The following is a 21,234-nucleotide window of genomic DNA, read 5'->3' as shown; positions in this document are numbered from 1 at the left end:
GATTCGTTGTTAGAGATTAGTGTTTAGTTAATAGAGGTATTGATAGGTAAAAAATAATGTCAAAAGATTTACATATTAGTGTTATTGGTGGAGGAGCGGCAGGTTTTTTTGCGGCGATTGCTGCAAAAAGTCATAATCCCCAAGCCCAGGTTCAAATCCTCGAAAAAACATCGCATTTTTTAGCTAAAGTAAAAATATCAGGAGGCGGCCGATGTAATGTTTGCCATGCCGAATTCAATAACAGGAAATTAGCCGAGCATTATCCAAGAGGAGAGAAATTTCTAAAAAAAGCCTTTGAACAGTTTAATGCAACTTCGACCATGGAATGGTTTGAGCAGCGCCTAGTAGCCCTTAAAACCTATCCCGATGGTTGCGTCTTTCCTTTATCCAATACCTCGCAAAGCATCATCGATTGTTTCTTGAGAGAAGCTAAAAAGCTCGACATTGAACTAACCTTACATCATGGAATTGATAGGATTGAAAAGCGTGAAGATGGGGGATTTGTACTACATTCCAAGGATAAAACAATCAAAACAGATCGAGTAATCGTGACGACAGGTGGTCAACCCAAATTAAGTGGGCTACACTGGCTGGAAGAAATTGGTCATCCCATCATTCCTCCTGTACCCTCTCTTTTCACTTTTAACATGCCGAATGAACCCATCAAGGAGTTTATGGGTCTCGTGGTGGAAAAGGCTACCGTGAGAATTGAAGGTCAAAAACTTGTCGGCAAAGGACCATTGTTGATTACCCATTGGGGAATGAGTGGTCCTGCAATTTTACAACTCTCAGCCTGGGGAGCCAGAATCCTAGCAGCATTCAATTACCAGTTCTACATTTTAGTCAATTGGTTAGATGAAACCAAAGAATCTGAACTGCGAGATACCTTAGAAAACACACGCAAAATACATGGTGGAAAAATGATCAGCAATCACTGCCCCTTTCCTATTCCTGCCCGACTTTGGAACTTTCTATTAGCTAAAAACGATGTATTACCCGCATCTCGATGGAACGAGATTAATCCTAAACAAATCAATAAATTGGTCAATACCCTATTAAATGATCGCTACCAAGTGATGGGGAAAACTACATTTAAGGAAGAATTTGTTACTGCAGGAGGTATTGATCTCAACGAAATCCATGTTCAAAGCATGGAAAGCAAACAAGTACCAGGAATGTTTTTTGCAGGAGAAGTGATGGATATTGATGGTATTACTGGAGGGTTTAATTTCCAGGCGGCCTGGACTACTGGTTATATTGCTGGAAAACATGCAGCTCTATAAGCCTGTAAATCAGGTTGACAATTGCTTTTTATTTCAATATTTTTGTTTACTCTTTTCTACCCAATAAGAAGAAGAGATTTTCTTTACTCTACCTATTACAACATGAACAGAAGAAGCGCCTTAAAAAACCTAAGTTTGGTCTTAGGTACCTCCGCTTTACCCAACTGGGCATACCAGTGGAACCAAGATTCATTTCCCGCTCTACTGGGGCCTAACACCGAATTATTAGGAGCTATAGTTAATGCCATCATACCTGAGACTGATAGTCCAGGGGCCAAAACCATTGGCGCTCACTTATACATTGAGCGGATGGTGAAAGATTGTATGAGCAAAGAAGACCAACAAGCCTTCCAAAATGGATTACAAAAGTTGGCTTCCTCAGCCTTGAAAAACTACCAAAAAGCTTTCCCTCAGTTGAGCAGTCAAGATCAAATCAGCCTTTTAACTGGTTTACAAAACTCTACTTTGCCAGTGGAAAGTCAGTTTTTCAAACGCCTAAAAGGCCTCACCTTAGCATCCTATACGAGTTCAGAATATTTCCTTACTCAGCATAGAAATTACACCATGGCTCCTGGGTTTTACCATGGTTGTGTCCCTGTTCAATAAGAATTTACCTCTCAAGACATGTCTAATTTTAATATAGATTCAAAAAAACAAAGAACCTTTGATGCCATCGTGGTGGGTTCTGGTATTAGTGGTGGTTGGGCTGCCAAAGAACTTTGCGATAATGGTTTAAAAACATTGGTTTTAGAGCGTGGTCGTGATGTGAAACATATCGTAGATTACCCTACAACCTTAAAGGAACCATGGGAATTTGATCATTTGGGAGCATTAACCAAAGAAATGAAAGATGCCAATCCCATCGCTACCAAATGCTATGCATTCAACGAGGATTCATCCCATTTTTTTGTTAAGGACAAAGAACACCCTTACATTCAAGAGAAACCATTTGACTGGATTCGAGGATATCAAGTGGGCGGTAAGTCATTACTGTGGGCTCGTGGTACTCAGCGCTGGTCCAAATATGATTTTGAAGGTCCTGCACGAGATGGATTTGATAATCACTGGCCAATCACCTATCAAGATTTAGCCCCTTGGTATAGCCATGTAGAAATATTTGCAGGTGTAAGCGGAAACAAAGATGGATTAGAGCAATTACCCGACGGAGAGTTTTTGCGTCCTCACGAACAATCTTGCGTTGAAAAACATTTTTCATCCGAGATGAAAAAACATTACAAAGGAAACCGTCCGGTTATCATTGGTCGCTGTGCTCACCTAACTGACCCTCAACCCATCCACTTCAAGCAAGGCCGCGCTCAATGCCAGCAACGTGACTTATGCCAAAGAGGTTGTCCTTACGGAGGTTATTTTTCTAGTAATGCTTCTACCCTGCCTTGGGCACAAAATACGGGTAACATGACCCTTAGACCCAACTCGGTCGTACATTCGATTATTTACGATGAAAAATCGGGCAAGGCTTCAGGAGTTAAAGTGATCGATAGCAAAACAAAAGAAGAAATTCATTTTTATGCTAAAATCATCTTCTTAAATGCCGCCACTATCAATACTAACTTGATCTTGTTGAATTCCAAGTCGCACCGCTTTCCCAACGGATTAGGTAATGACAATGGTTTAATGGGGCATTACATTCACTTCCATAACTTCCACACAGGAGTGTCAGCCGAATACGAAGGAATGTTAGAAAGTAAAACAGAAGGAATTCGTCCGAACGGAAGTTATATCCCTCGTTTCCGCAATGTGTTCAAACAAGAAACCGATTTCTTGCGTGGCTATGCAGCAGGTTTCAGTGCTCGCAGACCTATCATCTCTAATCAAGAAGGGATTGGTCAAGAATTGAAAGACAATTTATTCCAAAAGAAATATGGCAATTGGCAGGTTGGTTCCCACTTCATGGGAGAAACCATCCCGAAACATTCCAATTACGTCAAATTAGATGGCAGTAAAAAAGACGACTGGGGTGTCCCTTTGGCTCGACTTCATGTAGATTTTGATGATAATGATCGTAAAATGGAGCAAGATTACCAAGACCAAATGGCGGAAATGCTGACCTTAGCAGGCTTTAAAAACATTAAATCCAATCCAAAAAAGACTTGGAATCCAGGTTTAGATATCCATGAAATGGGCGGTGTTATCATGGGAAATGACCCTAAAACATCCCAATTGAATAAGTGGAACCAATTGCATCATTGTAAAAATGTTTTTGTAACGGATGGAGCAAGTATGACTTCCAATTCCACCCAGAACCCATCTTTAACCTACATGGCATTAACTGCCCGTGCTGCGAATTATGCGGTAGCCGAGTTGAAGAAGAAAAACCTGTAAGAGAATTGTAAATTGTGAATGGTAAATGGTGAATGAGGGGAAATAAATGGTGAATGGTAAGTGGTAAATGGTGAATGAGGGGAATAAAATTGTGAAAGGTAAATGGTAAGAGGTAAAATGTAAATGATTTTTGATATGAAAAAAAGCTTCGTTATTGCCTCAGGTATTTACCTGTTACCTCTGTTCATATTCCTCTCTTTTTCTTCATTTGGTAAAAATGGGGCAGATTCTACTGCTTATAAATCCATATTAAATTTAGCTTACGGAAATGCCCCAGAGGAAAGGAATTTATTGGATATCTTTTTACCCAACCAAGTCAATGCCAATACCAAAATGTTAGTATTCATTCATGGAGGATATTGGACCAAAGGAAGTAAAAACCAATTACCCAAACCTTTGATTCAATTATTAGCAGGCAAAAAAGGCTATGCCGTTGCATCCATCAATTACCGTTTGGTTAAAGACAATAAAAATCGTTATCCAGCCCAAATGGAAGACATCCAACAAGCTTTACGATTCTTAAATCTTAAAGCTGATAGCCTTGGATATAAGAGAGGGGAATTCGGTCTTTTAGGTGCCAGTGCTGGGGCATATTTGGCCTTGATGTATGCCTATACAGCAGATCCTCAAAAAGAAATAAAAACGGTCATTGATATTGTTGGACCTACCGACTTCACCGATCCCATGGTGCGAGGGAAAAACGATGAAGCAGATAAGACCATTACCAATTTTTTAGGCGTCGCTGACCCTAATGCTCCCTTGGCCAAAGAATCAAGTCCATTACTTCGAGTAAGCGCTGCATCAGCCGTCCCAACCATCATTTTTCATGGAGAAAATGATGAGGTTGTTAACGTACAACAGGCCAAAAACTTGTATGCCAAACTAAATCAATTGGGCGTCAAAACACAATTAGAATTGTACCCCAATGAAACCCATGAAATGAGAAAAAGCCTATTTAGCGTTTTCATGAAAATGGGTATCTGGTTAGACCAAGTGTATCCAAGTGGCAGTAAAAACTAGTTTTCAGGTGCTAACAACACTTGATATTTCCATGTTTGACCTGCTTGAGTCGCTAATTTAAATCCTACAAAACGTGTCCCTGGATTAGGTGCATCATAGTCGTGATTCGGTTCTGATGACCATGTAATCCATTCTCCTTTTACTCCTTTGATTTCAAGATTTAGTCGCTTCCCATTTTGGGTCAAATAAGCCTTGCCGGATTGCTCCTTATGAAACTCAGCCGTGGTGAGCATCGTCCAAACTAATTCCCCTCCTTGCTTAATCGATAGAATCTGATCACTTATTTCCAAAGAACGATTATTTAAAAGTGCGACTTGGCGATGGACTCCTGATGCTTGTTCCGGATACAATGAACTTAAATCAAGGCCAAATGCTTTACGTTTGTTTGAATTTTGTATCCCAATTACTTCTGACTTACCCTTGACAGCTTGTAATTGATTGTTTAAGGTTAGTGTATTATGTGACCTATTATGATAGCGAAAAACATCCCAACGCTGAGCGTTTTGTTCTTTACCCCAAATAGCCACTCCTTTTGATTCCAATGATTCATAATCTTGCATCCCAAAATCCATCGCCCAACGCTCTCCTAAAGCATCAAAAACAAAGGATCCAACATCCATATGCCCATGATTAACGGATGGTGATCCTCCTTTCACACCAACGTACAAGGCATTTTTATCTGTCCATGAAGAACGCATCATAGCCACTGGATTAGGACCTCCTCCCAAATAAGTTAATTCCTGTGGTAATTGAGGATTGACCAATGATGCCCCTTTTCCCCAAACCATCACAAGAGGCAGCAGTCGATCAGACACTAAATTCTTGGCCGTTTTTAACGTATTTATTTCCGTAAACAATAAACTATTATTTTGAGTCTTGGCCGCAAACCAAAACATGGCTGGATGAAAGCCTATCCCATCTCCTGAATCCGAGTAATTAAAATTCTTACCTGATGGTCCCGCCATGTGCAACATATAGTTGGCACTGGCATAAAAACCAGGTAATTGATTCAATCCAAAGTCGGAACCATATACCTTTTCAATGGCATCATTATACAGCACTTGAAACGAAGTACCATATCCCCAATAGGCATAACCCTCTGGATAAGCTCCATCAGGACCATAATCTTTCATCGGTAAAATAATGGATTTTTGTGCCCGTTGAATTAATTCCTGAGCCTTGGCAGGATAATCTTCCTGAATAGCTAAAATCCCTAAACTCATTCCCGCATTACAAACTTGATTCCAATTGTGGCTCGCTTTCAACCAACTTGTGTAGCGCTCATCATAGGAGGGCTCTATTCCTTTGGATAATATGGCTGCTCGGATGATTTGTTTTGATTCAGTAGATAAAGCCTCAAATAACCAATCGTAACCTATTGCCACTGCCGTAGTCATTTCCGCCACATCCAAAAAATGGGATGGATTCCAATCTGTAAATTGACAAATTTGAAGCAACTCTTTCTCAGCCCTTTGCGCATATTTAAGTTGTTTTGTCATGCGGTAAGCATAGGACCAAAACAGGGTTCGTCGTAACATCTCTCGAGATACACCTAACAACCTCCTGCCAATCTGTTTACGAATTAAAGGCTCTTTCAACAATAGCACATCAGCTTCTTTCAAAATTTGTTGATGCAAATTGGCCCACAGCGTATCCTGCTGAATATTTCGCTGAATGATGGCCTCATCCGACTTTAAAAATAATAATCGAGGATGCCCTTGAGCCGCTGGAATCAATGTGCTAAATTCTTGTGCCCAAGTAAATTGTGCCAATAAAAGGCAGTAAATAAGGAATCCTTTTTTCATCATGTTCTAATAGGTTTTGTAATGTCAAACATTTAGTAAATTTGACCATCATGCTGTCATGACCTAACCAAATATATGAAATCATTCTCCAAGCTGTATTGTCTGTTCCTACTTTTGACCTGTTGCTTTTTCAATGGCATAGCTCAATCTACTTTTACGCTTTCAGGCACTATTGAAGACAAACAGAAAAAAGAAGGGGTTTCCTTTGCGCATGTCTATTTAAATGGCACTTCTTTTGGTACGCAAGCTGATGATAAAGGTCATTTTACTTTAAAAAATGTTCCATCTGGAAATTATCAATTTCTGATTTCTATGGTGGGTTATCAACCGCTCTCCGTTCCCATCTCCGTTCAGCAGGATATCAAAAATTTACACTTTGATATGATAGAAAACATCACGGACTTAGTTGAAATTAAAGTGCAAGGCCAAAGAGACCGTGTCTGGGAAAAACAAATCCGCCAATTTGAAAATGAATTTCTAGGAAGGGACATTGACCGGGATTTGGTCAAAATTCTGAATCGGGAAGTCATTGATTTTGAATATGATCCTAGTTCGAAAACGCTTAAAGCAAGCTCAAAAGAGCCTCTTTTGATAGAGAACAAAGAATTGGGATATCTATACCACGGATTCTTAGTCGGATTTGAAAAAGCGCCTAGGCAATTAAACTTTAAATCAAGTGGTTATTTTGAAGCATTAAACCCTGTTTCACCCAAAGAAAAAAACAAATGGGAGAAGAACCGAAAATATGCCTTCCAAGGATCCATCAGGCATTTTCTTTTGGCATTCATTAATCAATCATTGGGGAATGAGGGCTTCTATGTGACCTATTACAAAGAAAACCGATTGAGTAATCCGCCACCATTTAAATTAGAAGAAGCCCTTTTCACGACAAATAAACCCGACATTTTTGCCATTGATTTAAAAGGCATCATCAATGTGGAATTTGATTCTCCAAGGCAGTTTTCCAAACTTAAACCCATGGCTAAGACAATCCTTATCGAAAAAAATGGAACCTTAATTGACCCCTACTCCATGGAGGTTTTTGGGAAAATGTCAGAGTCTAGAATGGGACATGAGCTCCCATTGGACTATGTGTATGAATTAAAAAAATAGGGATAAAAAAAACACCCGACAGAGTCTATCGGGTGTTTTTAGAAGAAATCAAATTACAATACTTTATCCGTATCTGTTGTAAAAATTCGGGTGCTAATGGTGTAACTTCCGCCATTAGGATCCTTATATTTTAAATCCATATAAAAAGCTTGGTAGCCTTTTTTCACATAAGGAATCACGTATTTTACCGTGTTTCCTTCTGGTTTAACTCGTCTTGTCAACCATAGATTATTTCTAAAATCACGGTCAGAGGAAGTTGTTCCCCAAATGGCCGCATCTTCTAAATCTGTCGGATTAGCATTGACCGTTAATTCAAAACCATCTTTTCCTTTTACCACGTTCCATGTCGGAACAGGCACTTCCTTGTTTTGAAGAGATAATCCAAAGAAAGCACTTAATGCCTCAATTGCCTGTTTTCCGCCTGCCAAATCATGGCCAGCATTAGGCACGTAATGAATTAAGTTTTTACCTGGAATTTGATCGAAATAATGCTTGATGGCATCTGCTGTCCAATAGGGATCATTTGTTCCGATAAAGATGATTTTTGGAACCGTCATGTTTGCCCGATACGAATAGGGGTCAATCATGGAATTGATGGCTTTTCCTACTGGTGTTCCTGTACCTTGAGGGATACCTAATTTGACATAGTCTTCAATTTGATCACTATACTCACCATAGGTGTCCTTTTGATAATTCAACGTTGCAGGCATGTTCAGCATATCAATAACCATAGGACCAATGGCTTTTACTCGCTTATCACCAATGGCACTGGATAACCAAGTAGTCCAACCACGCTTAGAAGCTCCCGAAATCACAAAATCTTTAACTTGGATATTAGCCTTCTTACTAGCAAACTCTTGGATGGCATCCATTCCTCTAACGGCCGACTTAACCATAGGAAATAATAATGGCCAAGTGTGATCTCCCGTTTCTCTGAATTGATGTAAGGTATAAGAAATCAACTCATCTTCTGTTTTACCACCATAAAGAGGCTGGTTAGGAACTTGTTTTATGAGCGCTACAATGGCATGATTTTTAGTCGCGACCATGGATAAAAATGTCCACAACTTATCCTCTTTACTCCAGTTAGGCTGCTCATCTTTATTACTTCCACCAGTAATAAAAAGCATAGCACCTTCATAATTCACTTTCGCTGGAATAATGATGGTTAACTGGTGCTTCCAAGTGATATTTTGCCACTTTTGAGACGTTAATAAGACATGGTATCCTTTGGAAGTTCCTAAAGAAACGGAGTCTTTCAATTCCCATTGATACGATTTGTCGCCATTGGCCAAATAACTTTTCAAGGCTGTTTCAGGGGTTACCTTTTGGGCAACTCCTGAAAATGCCAAAAGGCAAAAAGCACTAATACTTAACGCTACTTTTTTGATACTTTGATACATATTTAATCTGGTTAAAGGTTTAGCTTTTGATTACCAAGGTTTTCCAGTACCCTGAGATACCCATGGCTTAGACCAAGGGCTATTTTTACCATCCGCTTCTGAATAAGTAGTTGTTTCCAACTTATTCATAGCAGCTTCTGTATTTACTTTATTTAAATTTCTTTCGTCTAGCATATAGTAAAAACGAACTGGCAATACCTTACGAATGGCAGCTGGACCTGCTGTTAAAACAGGGAAACCTGTTCTGCGGTAATCAAACCAAGCCTCTTGGGCCGCAGTCCAACTAGAAATCCACTTTTGTTCGATGATTTGACTCAGCGTTCCATCAAAAGCTACTCCTGGATTTGTGATGTAAGTAGCATAAGTTCCACCAACACCCCAAGTATCTAATGAGGCTTTCACTCCAGCTTCATAATGTGCTTTGGCAGTACCACCTACAGCCCAACCTTTCAAGGCAGCTTCTGCTAAAATAAAACGTACTTCAGCAGCCGACATCATTCTTGATTTCAATAATGGACCTTTGGCTTGACGGTAAATATCGTTAACCCAAGAAACGTGTGGGTTATTGGCTCCCTGCTCAGCCGTAGGACTCAAATTATAAGATGCTCCACCAATGATACCTGTAGGTAATCCAACATATTCAGGATGTGTATTTACATCTCTACCTACTACTTTATCAGGTGCCAAATAGCGTTTTCCTCCTTCAATTTTATCAGTTCCTTTAGGTAAACTAGCATCCACAACTAATGGAATCTGTACTTTATTAGCCCATATTCCAATTCGAGGGTCTTTTAAGTCCAATAATTTATTTACGAAAGTGGCTGCCATTTTAATTCGACGGTAGTTGGAAGCGCTAGCATCATACACCGCATTGGATGGCCAAGAATCACTATCACTATTTCCTGCAAATGGCATAGCTGCATCATCTGCAATAGCCGTAATGATTGGATATTGCGTGGCATTTGCCAAAATTTTCTCAATTCCTGCTTTAGCTACATCAGGTTTCTTGGCAGAAATACGCATGTAATAGCGCAATGCCAATGAATTCGCTAATTTTCTCCATTTGGAAGCATTTCCTTGATAAAATACGTCGGCCGTTCCAGGAGTACTTGGATAGGAAGCTTTCGACAATAGATTATTAGCTGTTTCTAAATCGGCTAAAATACCCGTGTAAATCGTTTCCTGTGTATCGTAAGCTGGAAAAGTATTAGTAGCACCACCTTCTGCTCCCTTTAATGCAGCTGTATATGGAGCATCACCCCACAAGTCAGTTATCAACCCAAACATCATGGATTTAGTCACAAGAGCAATACCTTGATGTAATTCTAAATTCAAGGTAACCGAACGGTTATACACATATTGATTATTACGAAGTATATCGTAGTAAGAAGCCCATGATTGGCTTCCTCCCCACTCATAAGTATTATGGCCACCGGACCATCCATCCTTTTGAGTATGTTGCATGACACCCGCAATATCTTGATAACCTAAGTTAACAAAAGCCTTGCCTGTTTCAGTTAATACGGTAGACATCACTAAATTAGGATTAGCAGTCTCCGGATTGATCCCGTTGGGATTTTGATTGAGCACCGTTAAATCCTTACAAGAGTAAAAACTACCCGATAGGATTAGCACCAATGCCATTATTTTATATGAAGTATTTTTCATGATCTTTTGCTGTCTAAATTTCATTAAAAAGTTAAACCTAATTTGAAACCAACAGGAATAACCCAAGGGGTTACGTTGTAACGCTCAATTCCTTGTTTGAATTGAGTACCACCACCCTGAACTCCTGCCTCTTGTTGGAAAGCTGTTTCAGGATCAATGTTAATTTTCGCCTTAGTCCAAAGGATGATATTACGACTGTACACCGAGAAATTGGCATTTTGAACACCAATTTTCTTTAACCATTGCTGTGGTAAATCAATACCGATGGAGATTTCACGCAATTTTAAATAATCCGCATCATACAAGAACGCACGTGTAAATGACCAAGCAGTAGATCCTGCAAAAGGAAGTGTTGTTGTGCCTGTATTACCTAAATTTTCTCTATATCCTGTTGGATTACCTGATGTGTCATAACCTGTAGCAATTACCCCAGGAATAAATACGCCTCCATGAGGGAAGTTATATGGGCCATACTTAAATCCATAAGGACCATATTCTGGCGTTGGTCCACCCACCAATGGGAAATAATTCCCTGTAATCTTGATTAAATTCTCTTGATTGGCCACTAAATAGCTTTTTAGCGCATCTCCAGTCAATCCGTTTGGATTAATCAATTTGTCTAAGAACAATTGAGAACGACCATTCTCTTCTCCATAACGGTAGGTTTGAGAAACGAATTGACCACCACTACGCCAATCAAATGACATATTTAAACTCAAACGCTTGTAAGAAATGGAAGTCTGCATACCTAAGATAAAGTCAGGATTGAAGTTTCCAATCTTATTTCTGGTGTTAATAGCATCAACCGACTGCCACTTACCTGTATTATCCAAAATCGGATAGCCAAAATAAGGGGAAGCTTTATCTTTAACTGTGACAATCTGGGCATCATAAATATCCCCAATTTCCTCTCCTACATAAGTCCATGCGCCTCCTTTGGCATCTTGCCATAAAGTGTAATAAGGAAGATCATCTGATAATTCGACAATACGGGTTCTATTGCGAGTCCAGTTTAAATTAACATCCCAGTTCCAATTGGAAGATTTAACTGGTGTAAAACCCATCGTTAATTCAACTCCTTTGCTTACTAATAAACCAGCATTGACATTTTTTAAGGAATAACCCGATGATGGAGGCAATTTGGTACTCAAAATTTGGTTCCTATTTTCCACTTGATAATAAGTTCCTGAGAAACGTAGTCGATTTCGGTATAAACTTAAATCAAAGCCAGTTTCATAAGAGGTTACAATTTCTGGTTTCAAATCAGAGATCAATAATGTTCCTGGAGTACTCAAACGAGGAATTCCATCCCAAGTTCCAGCATTACCTAGAGTTCCTAATAATTGATAAGGATTGGCATCATTACCTACTTGAGCTACACCCCCACGGAATTTAAATAAATCCACTTGATTGGGCATATTGAACATTTCATTAAACAAGACGCTCAATGAGGCTGAAGGATAGAAATACGATCGGTTAGCAGCTGGTAAAGTACTTGACCAGTCATTACGAGCCGTAACATCCAAGAAAATCATGTCTTTATAGCCAATATTAGCTAAACCGTATGCACTATAAATAGCACGTTGGAACCAAGTACTATAATAGTCTAAGTTAGCTGGAGCAATATTTTGTACGTTGAATGCCCCTGGTACAATTAGACCGGTTCCGCTTTTACTAGCATTGGTAATATTAGAACCACGTTGATAACGAGCATTTCCTCCTACAGAGAAAGATAGACTAAAGTCTTTGATATCTTTTTTGTAAGTAGCTAAGAAGTCTGCATTACTTTCAAAATTGGCTAAATTAATATTACCATATGCTCCTCTTGGATCATTGGTATAGCTATTGGCAATTTTCATTTCACGCTGTTCTGTATAAGTATCTAAAGCGTAGCGACCCATTAAACTGAATTCCGGTGTGATTTGATAATCCAAACGGATGTTTCCAAACAAACGATCACGCACAAATCCATTATTAACCTCATAGGCTAAGAAATAAGGATTATTATAAACGGTATTGTATTGAGTTCTTTGTTGCAAACCCTCTTGACCAGGCATCCAATAATCTTTTAAATCTAAGATATCAATGTGTGGGGATACGTTATATGCCCATTCCAAAGGATTGGTACCTCGGTTACCGGCAGGACGGTTATTGGAAGACGAACGACTTACATCTAAATTATTACTTAGCGTCAATTTCTTATTGACTTTAATTGATGTATTTAAGTTTAAGGTATTTCTAAACAAATCAGAATTCGGAATAATACCCCGATTCTGCATGTTAGAATAAGACAAACGATAATTAAATTGATCATTACTATTGGCAATGGAAATACCATTAGTGGTAGTGATACCCGTTTGAACAAATTTGGCCACATTATCCTTGTGTGATATTAAAGGAGTTGCGATTTTCTTTCCATTAGCATCTACAGGACTATTCCATTGAACTTCAGAATATCCTTTATCTAATTCGGCGCCATAGGTAGCACCAACTTCTTCTTGAATTAATTTTCCAAAAGCGTTTGAAAGAGGATTACCTGTAATAGAAACAGGAATAGCAGAAAACTGACCTGGACCAAATTTCGTTTGCCATTTCAAAAACTTATAGGGATTATCAAATACCGTATTGGAAGTAATATTCACAGTCATTTTCTTTGACTTAGAACCTGATTTGGTGGTAATCAAAACTACACCATTTCCAGCTCTAGAACCATATAGAGCTGCAGCACTAGGGCCTTTCAAGACAGAAACATTTTCAATATCCTCAGGATTTAAACCAGAAATAGAGTTTCCAAAGTCGGCACGGTTATCGTTTCCAACCTGACTAATATTATTTAAGGTGTTTGCAATAGGAACACCATCAATAACAAATAAAGGCTGATTATCAGTACTTAGTGAATTGGCACCACGGATAACCATGCTAACAGATGAGCCTGTACCTCCGGTAGAGCTGATGGTAACACCGGCCATTTTACCTGCCATAGCATTTAACACGTTCTCTTGTGCCACACGGTTCATTTCTTTACCATCCACTTTGGCTACGGAATAACCCAAGGATTTTTCCTCTCTACGTATACCTAGAGCCGTTACCACCACTTCATTTAACATGGAGGTGCCTGGATTTAAATTAACATCAATTTTCTTTTGATTACCTACGCGTACTTCTATTGGTTCAAAACCGACAGAAGAAAAGACTAATACGGCATTGGGTCCTGAAACCTCAATGGAATAATTTCCAGCTTCATTAGAACTACTTCCTCGGGAAGTACCTTTTAGGCTGACATTGGCACCAGGGATTCCTGTACCATCTTGCTTAGAGCTGATTTTTCCTGTAACTACCTGACTTTGAGCCATCAAAACTGGACTGCAAATGGTTAATAGCCACACAGAAAAAAACCACCCTCTCAATTTTTGTTGAGTGAAGTTTACTTTCATGGTTGTGATAAATAGGTTTAAAATAAGTTGAACAGCTAGCAATATAAGTAAAATTCTAATTTACCTAATTAAATTTCTATTAATTCATGGTAAAATTAGGATGAACGGTTAAATTCAAGGAAGGTATATTAACTATATATGAATGTACTGATTTTGTAAACTTATTTTAACAATATTCAAAATTACATCAAAAACAAAATTGTATAAATACCTGAAAATCAATAAGTTGATTTATAATATTAGAATATGTAAAGATATATTCAAAATGCATAATAATTTACAAATGATTAACTTTGCTTGTTTTTATGTCAAATGGAAAATTGTTGCATTTTTTGACACCCCCAAAAACCACCCTATGCATGGTGTTTTTTTTATAATTAAGCCCCAAATCGCTTAAAACAATATTTTTTGTCCTTCATTGCAAATTAAGAACATGATAACCGTGTTACAATTATAATTTGGCAACAATAAATCCGTATTTCGCATGAAAGAAAACTCAGAGCGAGAATTCTTTTGATTAAAAGCGGATTACTCCTTGTTCTAAATTAACTAATATCAGTTCTCCTGCCGTCTATTCCTTTAGATGTTTTTGATGATTTGATTTAGTCTATTCAGCCCTCTGGCGCAATCTTACTTTTCTCAAAGATTTCTTGGTAGTTCTATAGTTCACATTAATCCGTGGCTTTGGGTTCATTCTCTAATCTTACTATTTCTTTAACCAAATAGTTATCAAACAAATTATAGTATGCAAAAATGTTACCAAACCCTAAAGACAATTGAAAAGCGCACTATCTTAAAAAAGCTTCTCTTTTTAGCTACATTAATCTTCACACTCTCAGCTGCAACGCCAGCCATGGCTGGCTATGTATCAGTTTCCTTTAATGAAGGATTTATTGCTGATCAAAATGGAAACAACAAAGCGAACAATGGTATTGCTGTATCCACAACTGGTATCACCCGTCTTTCATTTGCTCAAAACTCCAGTGTATCTGGTTTTGAATTGCAGGGTAATGACTTACCTGGATTTGTCACATTTTATGACAAAAACAACGTTTACCACTCCATTCCTGGTTTTATGAACTGGCGAGAAACAAATGGATCTACCATTAGAACCATGATTTTCTTTCCAAATGTGGGAACTAGTGAAGCTATAACCATAAATTCTGGAAGCTATACCATTACTGCTACCAAAGCTTTAGGATTAACTTTCAATGGACAAATATTGAATATGTCAGGAGGTATCGTTACAGGTAATGCTGCCACGGTATCTCAAATGTTAACTAGTTTAAATGACTATTTAGCTGCTCAACCTAAGCTAAACATTACGTCTACACTCAGTGTTACTGAAACTGTTGGTGGTGTGAATGCGGTTGCTACAGTTACTTTAAGCGCAGCTGCAACTGTTTCAACTACCGTTACATATTCTACCTCAGGAGGTACTGCTACCAACGGAACAGACTATACTAATACGACTGGCACCCTGACATTTGCTATTGGAGAATCAAGTAAAACAATCACCGTTCCTGTATTAGATGATTTAACGGCCGAATCAACAGAAACGTTTAATATTGTCATTGCCAATGCGGTCAATGCCGCCATTGTAACCAATACAACAGTCGTATCCATTATAGATAATGATGCTGCCCCAAGTGCTTTAAGTTATCCAACGCCTAAAGTATATAGTGTTAACACCATTATTACCAATGTTTCACCTACAGTAACTGGCACAGTTACTAGTTATAGCATTTCACCAGGATTACCAACTGGATTATCTTTCAATACAACAACTGGAGTAATTAGTGGTACACCTACTGTTACTAGTTCAGCTACCAATTATACCGTAACTGCCACCAATGGAACAGGAAGTACCTCAGCGGTAATCAACATCACAGTAAATGCAGTTGCTCCTAGTGGGTTAACCTACACTACTCCAAATGTTTACGTTGTCGGAACAACTATTACCAATTTAAACCCTACAGTGACTGGAAGTGTGAATTCTTATTCCATTTCACCAACACTGCCAGCAGGTTTAAGCATCAATGCAACAACTGGGGTCATTAGTGGGACACCTACTGTGACTAGTTCAGCTACCAATTACACGGTAACAGCAACGAATGGATTTGGTAATACTACTTCAAATCTTATTAGTATAACAGTTAATGCAGCTGCTCCAACTGGATTAAGCTACACGACACCGAATGTATATACCGTGAATTCAGCCATTACGGCTTTAAACCCTACAGTAACAGGAACTGTTACCGGTTATACTATTTCTCCTACATTACCAACAGGTTTAAGTATTAACCCTATTACTGGGGTTATTAGTGGTACACCAACGGTAACTAGTCCAGCAACTGATTATACTGTTACTGCCTCCAATGGAACCGGTAGTACGACAGCTCTAGTCAACATTACGGTGAACGCTACATTAGCTGCTCCAACAAATTTAACTTATAATACTCCCAATGTTTATACGGTAGGTACAGCTATTACAGCTCTAAATCCATCCGTAGTGGGAACAGTTACAGGCTATACCATTTCTCCTACATTACCAACTGGTTTATCGATTAACCCAACTACTGGGGTAATCAGTGGAACACCTACGGTAACTAGTTCGGCTACCGACTATACGGTAACGGCTTCAAATGGCACAGGTAGCACAACTGCCGTACTTAATATAAGAGTTAATGCCGCACTTGTTGCTCCTTCTGCTTTAAGCTATACTACACCGAATGTATACGTTGTAGGTAGTGCTATAACTGCACTAAATCCTACCGTAACAGGTACAGTAACAGGATATACTATATCTCCAACTCTACCAGCCGGTTTAATAATCAATCCAATTACAGGTGTCATCAGTGGTACTCCAACCGCAACAAGTTCGGCAACTGACTACACCGTAACTGCTTCTAATGGAGCAGGTAATACTACTGCCATAGTTCGTATTACTGTTAATAATGCAGCTCCAAGCGGTTTAAGCTATACTACACCAAATGTCTACACGGTTAATTCAGCTATTACTAGCTTGAATCCAACAGTCACTGGTGTTGTAGATAGTTATAGTATTTCTCCAGGATTACCAACTGGATTATTATTTAATACAACTACTGGGGTAATAAGTGGGACTCCCACAATCACTAGCCCAGCGACTGATTATACTGTTACAGCGACCAATGGCACAGGTAATACCACTGCTGTGGTACGTATTACGGTTAATAATACTCCTCCTTCTAATTTAAGCTACACCACTCCTAACGTTTATGTAGTTGGAACTGCTATTTCGGCTTTAAATCCTACCATTACAGGTAGTGTAGATACCTACTCCATTTCACCAACACTGCCAGCAGGTTTAAGTATCAATACAACAACTGGGGTCATTAATGGGACACCTACTGTGACTAGTTCAGCTACCAATTATACGGTAACAGCAACGAATGGATTTGGTAATACTACTTCTAATCTTATTAGTATAACAGTTAATGCAGCTGCTCCAACTGGATTAAGCTACACGACACCGAATGTATATACCGTGAATACAGCCATTACGGCTTTAAACCCTACAGTAACTGGGACTGTTACCGGTTATACTATTTCTCCTACATTACCAACAGGTTTAAGTATTAACCCAACTACTGGGGTTATTAGTGGTACACCAACGGTAACTAGTCCAGCAACTGATTATACTGTTACTGCCTCCAATGGAACGGGTAGTACGACAACCGCAGTACGTATTACGGTTAATAATGCTGCTCCAACTGGCTTAAGCTACAATACTCCTAATGTGTATATTGTTGGAACAGTTATTACTTCATTAGACCCAAGCATTACTGGTACTGTTGATTCTTACGCCTTAACGACTGGTACACTTCCAGCTGGTTTATCTTTTAACACCGTTAATGGTAAGATTACAGGAACTCCTACTGCGGTAACTGGCCTAACAAGCTTTACTGTAACTGCGACCAATGTATCAGGAAATACCGTTTCAAATACATTTACGATTACGGTTAATAATGCTGCACCTACTGGTTTAAGCTACAATACTCCCAATGTGTATACTGTTGGAATAGCTATTACTTCATTAGACCCAAGCATTACAGGTACAGTTGATTCTTACGCCTTAACTACTGGTACACTTCCAGCTGGTTTATCTTTTAGTACAGTCAATGGTAAAATTACAGGTACACCTACTGCTGTAACTTCGTTGACTAGCTATACCGTAACTGCAACCAACGTTTCAGGAAATACAGTTTCCAATACATTTACCATGCAGGTAAATTCTGGCTTACCTACCGATACCGATGGTGATGGCGTTTCTGATGCTCAAGAAGCGATCGATGGTACAAATCCAAATGATGGATGTTCATACAATCCAGCAAGTCAGATATTGGCTAATACAACCTTGACTTGGAAAAATACGGACTGCGATGGAGATGGAACCAACAATGGTACAGATCCACAACCGCTCAACTATTGTGTTGGTGGTGCTGGCGGCAACCCACCTTCCATTGGTTCTCCAAGCTTTGCTATTTTCGGAGCCAATGATTGTGATAATGATGGTATTCCAAACAGTGTAGAATGTGCTTCTGGAGGTCCTAGTTGCCAAGATTATGATTCTGATGGAATTCCAAACTTCCAAGATCCAGATTCAGATAATGATGGTATCCCAGATAGTATCGAGAAAAACATTGATACAGACGGAGATGGCATACCTAACTACTTAGATTTAGATTCGGATAACGATGGCATCTTAGATAAAACAGAAGGATCAAGTGATCGCGATGGTGACGGAACTCCAAACTATTTAGATCTTGATTCAGATGGTGATTCAATCTTAGATGCATGGGAAGCAACTGATTCAAGACGTGGTGTCATAGATCCAAATTATGATGGACGTGTTGACCAAAATGGTGCATTCATTGATAATAACAAAAACGGTTTAGCTGATTTCTTAGAATCTAATCCTGCACCAATTCCTGATACAGATCGAGATGGTACTCCAGACTTCTTGGATTTAGATTCAGATGGAGATTCTTTACTGGATAGCAAAGAATTAACTTCTGATCCTGATGGCGATGGCATTCCTAATTACCGTGATTTAGATTCAGATGGTGATTGGTTAGGAGATAGCGACGAAAGAGATGGAGACAATGATAGAGATGGAATTCCAAATTATTTGGATTTAGATTCTGACGGTGATACCATTCCAGATGCATGGGAAGGCAAAAACAAATGTGCTACATGTAATAACCTGAATGACGGAAATGGAGATGGTTGGGATGATCGTGGACAATATGTTCCAGTCATTGATACAGATAAAGATGGCACTCCTGATTTTCTTGACTTAGATTCGGATAATGATTGTATTCCTGACCGTGTGGAATTAGGAGGTGATATTGACGGAGACGACAAACCGAACTTCCGTGATTTAGATTCTGATAATGATGGTATCCCTGATGCCTTAGAAGCTGTTTCTTGTAACTCACCAGTAGATACAGATAAAGACGGAGCTAAAGACTTTGAAGATTTAGATTCGGATAATGACGGTATTCCTGACAAAATTGAAGCGGGTTCTGATCCAAACAATCCAGTAGATACGGATAAAGATGGTACTCCTGACTTCCGTGATTTAGATTCGGACAACGATGGCATCCCAGATAAAATCGAAGCAGGTGCTGATCCAAACAATCCAGTAGATACGGATAAAGATGGTACCCCTGACTTCCGTGATTTAGATTCGGATAACGATGGCATCCCAGATAAAATCGAAGCAGGCACTGATCCAAACAATCCTGTAGATACGGATAAAGATGGTACTCCTGACTTCCGTGAGTTAGATTCGGACAATGATGGTATTCCAGATAAAATCGAAGCAGGTGCTGATCCAAACAATCCAGTAGATACGGATAAAGACGGAACTCCTGATTACCGCGATTTAGATTCAGATAACGATGGTATCCCAGATAAAATCGAAGCGGGTTCTGATCCAAACAATCCTGTGGATACAGATAAAGATGGTACACCAGATTTCCGTGACTTAGATTCGGACAATGATGGTATCCCAGATAAGATTGAAGCAGGCACTGATCCAAACAACCCTGTGGATACGGATAAAGACGGAACTCCTGATTTCCGTGATACTGATTCAGATAATGATGGTATCCCAGATGTATTTGAAGCTGGTGTAGATCCAAATAATCCAGTGGATACCGATAAAGATGATTTACCAGATTATCGCGATATAGATTCGGATAACGATGGTATCCCAGATAGTTTAGAAGCAGGGAAAGATCCAATCAATCCGGTTGATACAGATAAAGATGGTACTCCTGATTTCCGCGACTTAGATTCCGACAATGATGGTATCCCAGATAAAATAGAAGCGGGTAAAAATCCTACGACTCCTACGGATACAGATAAAGATGGAATTCCTGATTTCCGTGAGTTAGATTCAGATAATGATAGCATCCCTGATAAAACAGAGGCTGGTAATAACCCGAATAACCCAGTTGATACGGATTCAGACGGTGCTCCGGATTTCCAAGACTTAGATTCGGATAATGACGGTATTCCAGACAAAGTAGAAGCTGGTACCAACCCAAGTATTCCAGTAGATTCAGATAAAGATGGTACTCCTGATTTCCGTGATTTAGATGCTGATAACGATGGTATTCAGGATAAAGTTGAAGCTGGAACAAATCCAAATAATCCAGTAGATACCGATAAAGATGGTATTCCTGATTTCCAAGATACGGATGATGACAACGATGGTATCCCAGATATCATGGAAGATAATATAGATTACGGTGGATTACCTGATTGTGATAATGATGGTATTCCTAATCGCCTAGACCCAGATGTTTGTCCATCATTCGTTCCACAAGGTATCTCTCCAAATGGTGATGGTAAAAATGACAAATTGATTATTCCAGGCATTTTAGGATTCAAGAATACATTAAGCATTTTCAATCGTTGGGGTGAAATAGTTTACGAAACCAAAGACTATAAAAATGACTGGGGTGGAGAAAGTAATAACGCGTTTATCTTGAAAGATGGTTTACTTCCAGATGGAGTTTACTACTACATTGTTGATTTCTACGGTGTTAAGCCAAACATTTCAACATTCATCTTCATCAATAGACTGAAAATCAAGTAATAAACACCGCTG

Annotated in this window: 10 protein-coding genes; 6 read left to right on the top strand and 4 right to left on the bottom strand. The window is 39.1% G+C overall.

Going from position 1 to position 21,234, the window contains the following annotated elements; translation table 11 throughout:
• The first annotated feature begins 56 nt into the window (after positions 1 to 56).
• The 4 genes from EWU22_RS05740 to EWU22_RS05725 all read left to right on the top strand — a co-directional run bounded on the left by EWU22_RS05740 (position 57) and on the right by EWU22_RS05725 (position 4,646).
• Positions 57 to 1,283 (top strand): BaiN/RdsA family NAD(P)/FAD-dependent oxidoreductase, encoded by a 1,227-nt coding sequence (locus EWU22_RS05740; RefSeq protein WP_130924779.1) that lies wholly within the window; start codon positions 57 to 59, stop codon positions 1,281 to 1,283.
• 102 nt (positions 1,284 to 1,385) lie between these two features.
• A complete protein-coding gene (locus EWU22_RS05735; protein WP_130924778.1) occupies positions 1,386 to 1,889 on the top strand; it encodes a gluconate 2-dehydrogenase subunit 3 family protein in 504 nt (167 codons plus the stop codon).
• Positions 1,890 to 1,907: 18 nt separating this feature from the next.
• On the top strand, positions 1,908 to 3,626 hold the full coding sequence (locus EWU22_RS05730) for a GMC oxidoreductase (RefSeq protein ID WP_130924777.1): 1,719 nt from the start codon (positions 1,908 to 1,910) through the stop codon (positions 3,624 to 3,626).
• 135 nt (positions 3,627 to 3,761) lie between these two features.
• On the top strand, positions 3,762 to 4,646 hold the full coding sequence (locus EWU22_RS05725; protein WP_161566799.1) for an alpha/beta hydrolase: 885 nt from the start codon (positions 3,762 to 3,764) through the stop codon (positions 4,644 to 4,646).
• Here the strand turns inward: EWU22_RS05725 and EWU22_RS05720 are convergent.
• A complete protein-coding gene (locus EWU22_RS05720) occupies positions 4,643 to 6,454 on the bottom strand; it encodes a heparinase II/III domain-containing protein (protein ID WP_130924775.1) in 1,812 nt (603 codons plus the stop codon). The two genes, EWU22_RS05725 and EWU22_RS05720, sit on opposite strands and share 4 nt — an antisense overlap.
• 72 nt (positions 6,455 to 6,526) lie before the next feature.
• On the opposite strand from EWU22_RS05720, the gene EWU22_RS05715 reads away from it, so the two are divergent.
• The gene (locus tag EWU22_RS05715; protein ID WP_130924774.1) at positions 6,527 to 7,564 is read left to right on the top strand and encodes a carboxypeptidase-like regulatory domain-containing protein; all 1,038 of its coding nucleotides are present in this window, start codon (positions 6,527 to 6,529) and stop codon (positions 7,562 to 7,564) included.
• Between the two features lie 53 nt (positions 7,565 to 7,617).
• Here EWU22_RS05715 and EWU22_RS05710 read toward each other — a convergent pair whose 3' ends face one another.
• The 3 genes from EWU22_RS05710 to EWU22_RS05700 are packed head-to-tail and all read right to left on the bottom strand — an operon-like array spanning position 7,618 to position 14,069.
• On the bottom strand, positions 7,618 to 8,967 hold the full coding sequence (locus EWU22_RS05710; protein ID WP_130924773.1) for a PhoPQ-activated pathogenicity-related family protein: 1,350 nt from the start codon (positions 8,965 to 8,967) through the stop codon (positions 7,618 to 7,620).
• Positions 8,968 to 8,997: 30 nt separating this feature from the next.
• The gene (locus tag EWU22_RS05705; RefSeq protein WP_109324970.1) at positions 8,998 to 10,635 is read right to left on the bottom strand and encodes a SusD/RagB family nutrient-binding outer membrane lipoprotein; all 1,638 of its coding nucleotides are present in this window, start codon (positions 10,633 to 10,635) and stop codon (positions 8,998 to 9,000) included.
• A gap of 23 nt (positions 10,636 to 10,658) precedes the next feature.
• Positions 10,659 to 14,069, bottom strand: a complete 3,411-nt coding sequence (locus tag EWU22_RS05700; protein ID WP_130924772.1) for a SusC/RagA family TonB-linked outer membrane protein — start codon at positions 14,067 to 14,069, stop codon at positions 10,659 to 10,661.
• A 745-nt stretch (positions 14,070 to 14,814) separates the two neighbouring features.
• Between EWU22_RS05700 and EWU22_RS05695 the strand changes: the two genes are divergently transcribed.
• The gene (locus EWU22_RS05695; RefSeq protein WP_130924771.1) at positions 14,815 to 21,222 is read left to right on the top strand and encodes a putative Ig domain-containing protein; all 6,408 of its coding nucleotides are present in this window, start codon (positions 14,815 to 14,817) and stop codon (positions 21,220 to 21,222) included.
• Positions 21,223 to 21,234: the final 12 nt, after the last annotated feature.

Origin of the sequence: Aquirufa nivalisilvae (assembly GCF_004307455.1) — a bacterium.
GTDB classification, from domain to species: domain Bacteria; phylum Bacteroidota; class Bacteroidia; order Cytophagales; family Spirosomataceae; genus Aquirufa; species Aquirufa nivalisilvae.
The sequence above is the reverse complement of the archived record's forward strand: the minus strand, read 5'-3'. Positions and strand labels throughout refer to the sequence as shown.

Coding starts and splice junctions, on each gene's coding strand:
- EWU22_RS05740 (WP_130924779.1), top strand. CDS start 57: ATGTCAAAAGATTTACATATTAGTGTTATTGGTGGAGGAGCGGCAGGT.
- EWU22_RS05735 (WP_130924778.1), top strand. CDS start 1,386: ATGAACAGAAGAAGCGCCTTAAAAAACCTAAGTTTGGTCTTAGGTACC.
- EWU22_RS05730 (WP_130924777.1), top strand. CDS start 1,908: ATGTCTAATTTTAATATAGATTCAAAAAAACAAAGAACCTTTGATGCC.
- EWU22_RS05725 (WP_161566799.1), top strand. CDS start 3,762: ATGAAAAAAAGCTTCGTTATTGCCTCAGGTATTTACCTGTTACCTCTG.
- EWU22_RS05720 (WP_130924775.1), bottom strand. CDS start 6,454: ATGATGAAAAAAGGATTCCTTATTTACTGCCTTTTATTGGCACAATTT.
- EWU22_RS05715 (WP_130924774.1), top strand. CDS start 6,527: ATGAAATCATTCTCCAAGCTGTATTGTCTGTTCCTACTTTTGACCTGT.
- EWU22_RS05710 (WP_130924773.1), bottom strand. CDS start 8,967: ATGTATCAAAGTATCAAAAAAGTAGCGTTAAGTATTAGTGCTTTTTGC.
- EWU22_RS05705 (WP_109324970.1), bottom strand. CDS start 10,635: ATGAAAAATACTTCATATAAAATAATGGCATTGGTGCTAATCCTATCG.
- EWU22_RS05700 (WP_130924772.1), bottom strand. CDS start 14,069: ATGAAAGTAAACTTCACTCAACAAAAATTGAGAGGGTGGTTTTTTTCT.
- EWU22_RS05695 (WP_130924771.1), top strand. CDS start 14,815: ATGCAAAAATGTTACCAAACCCTAAAGACAATTGAAAAGCGCACTATC.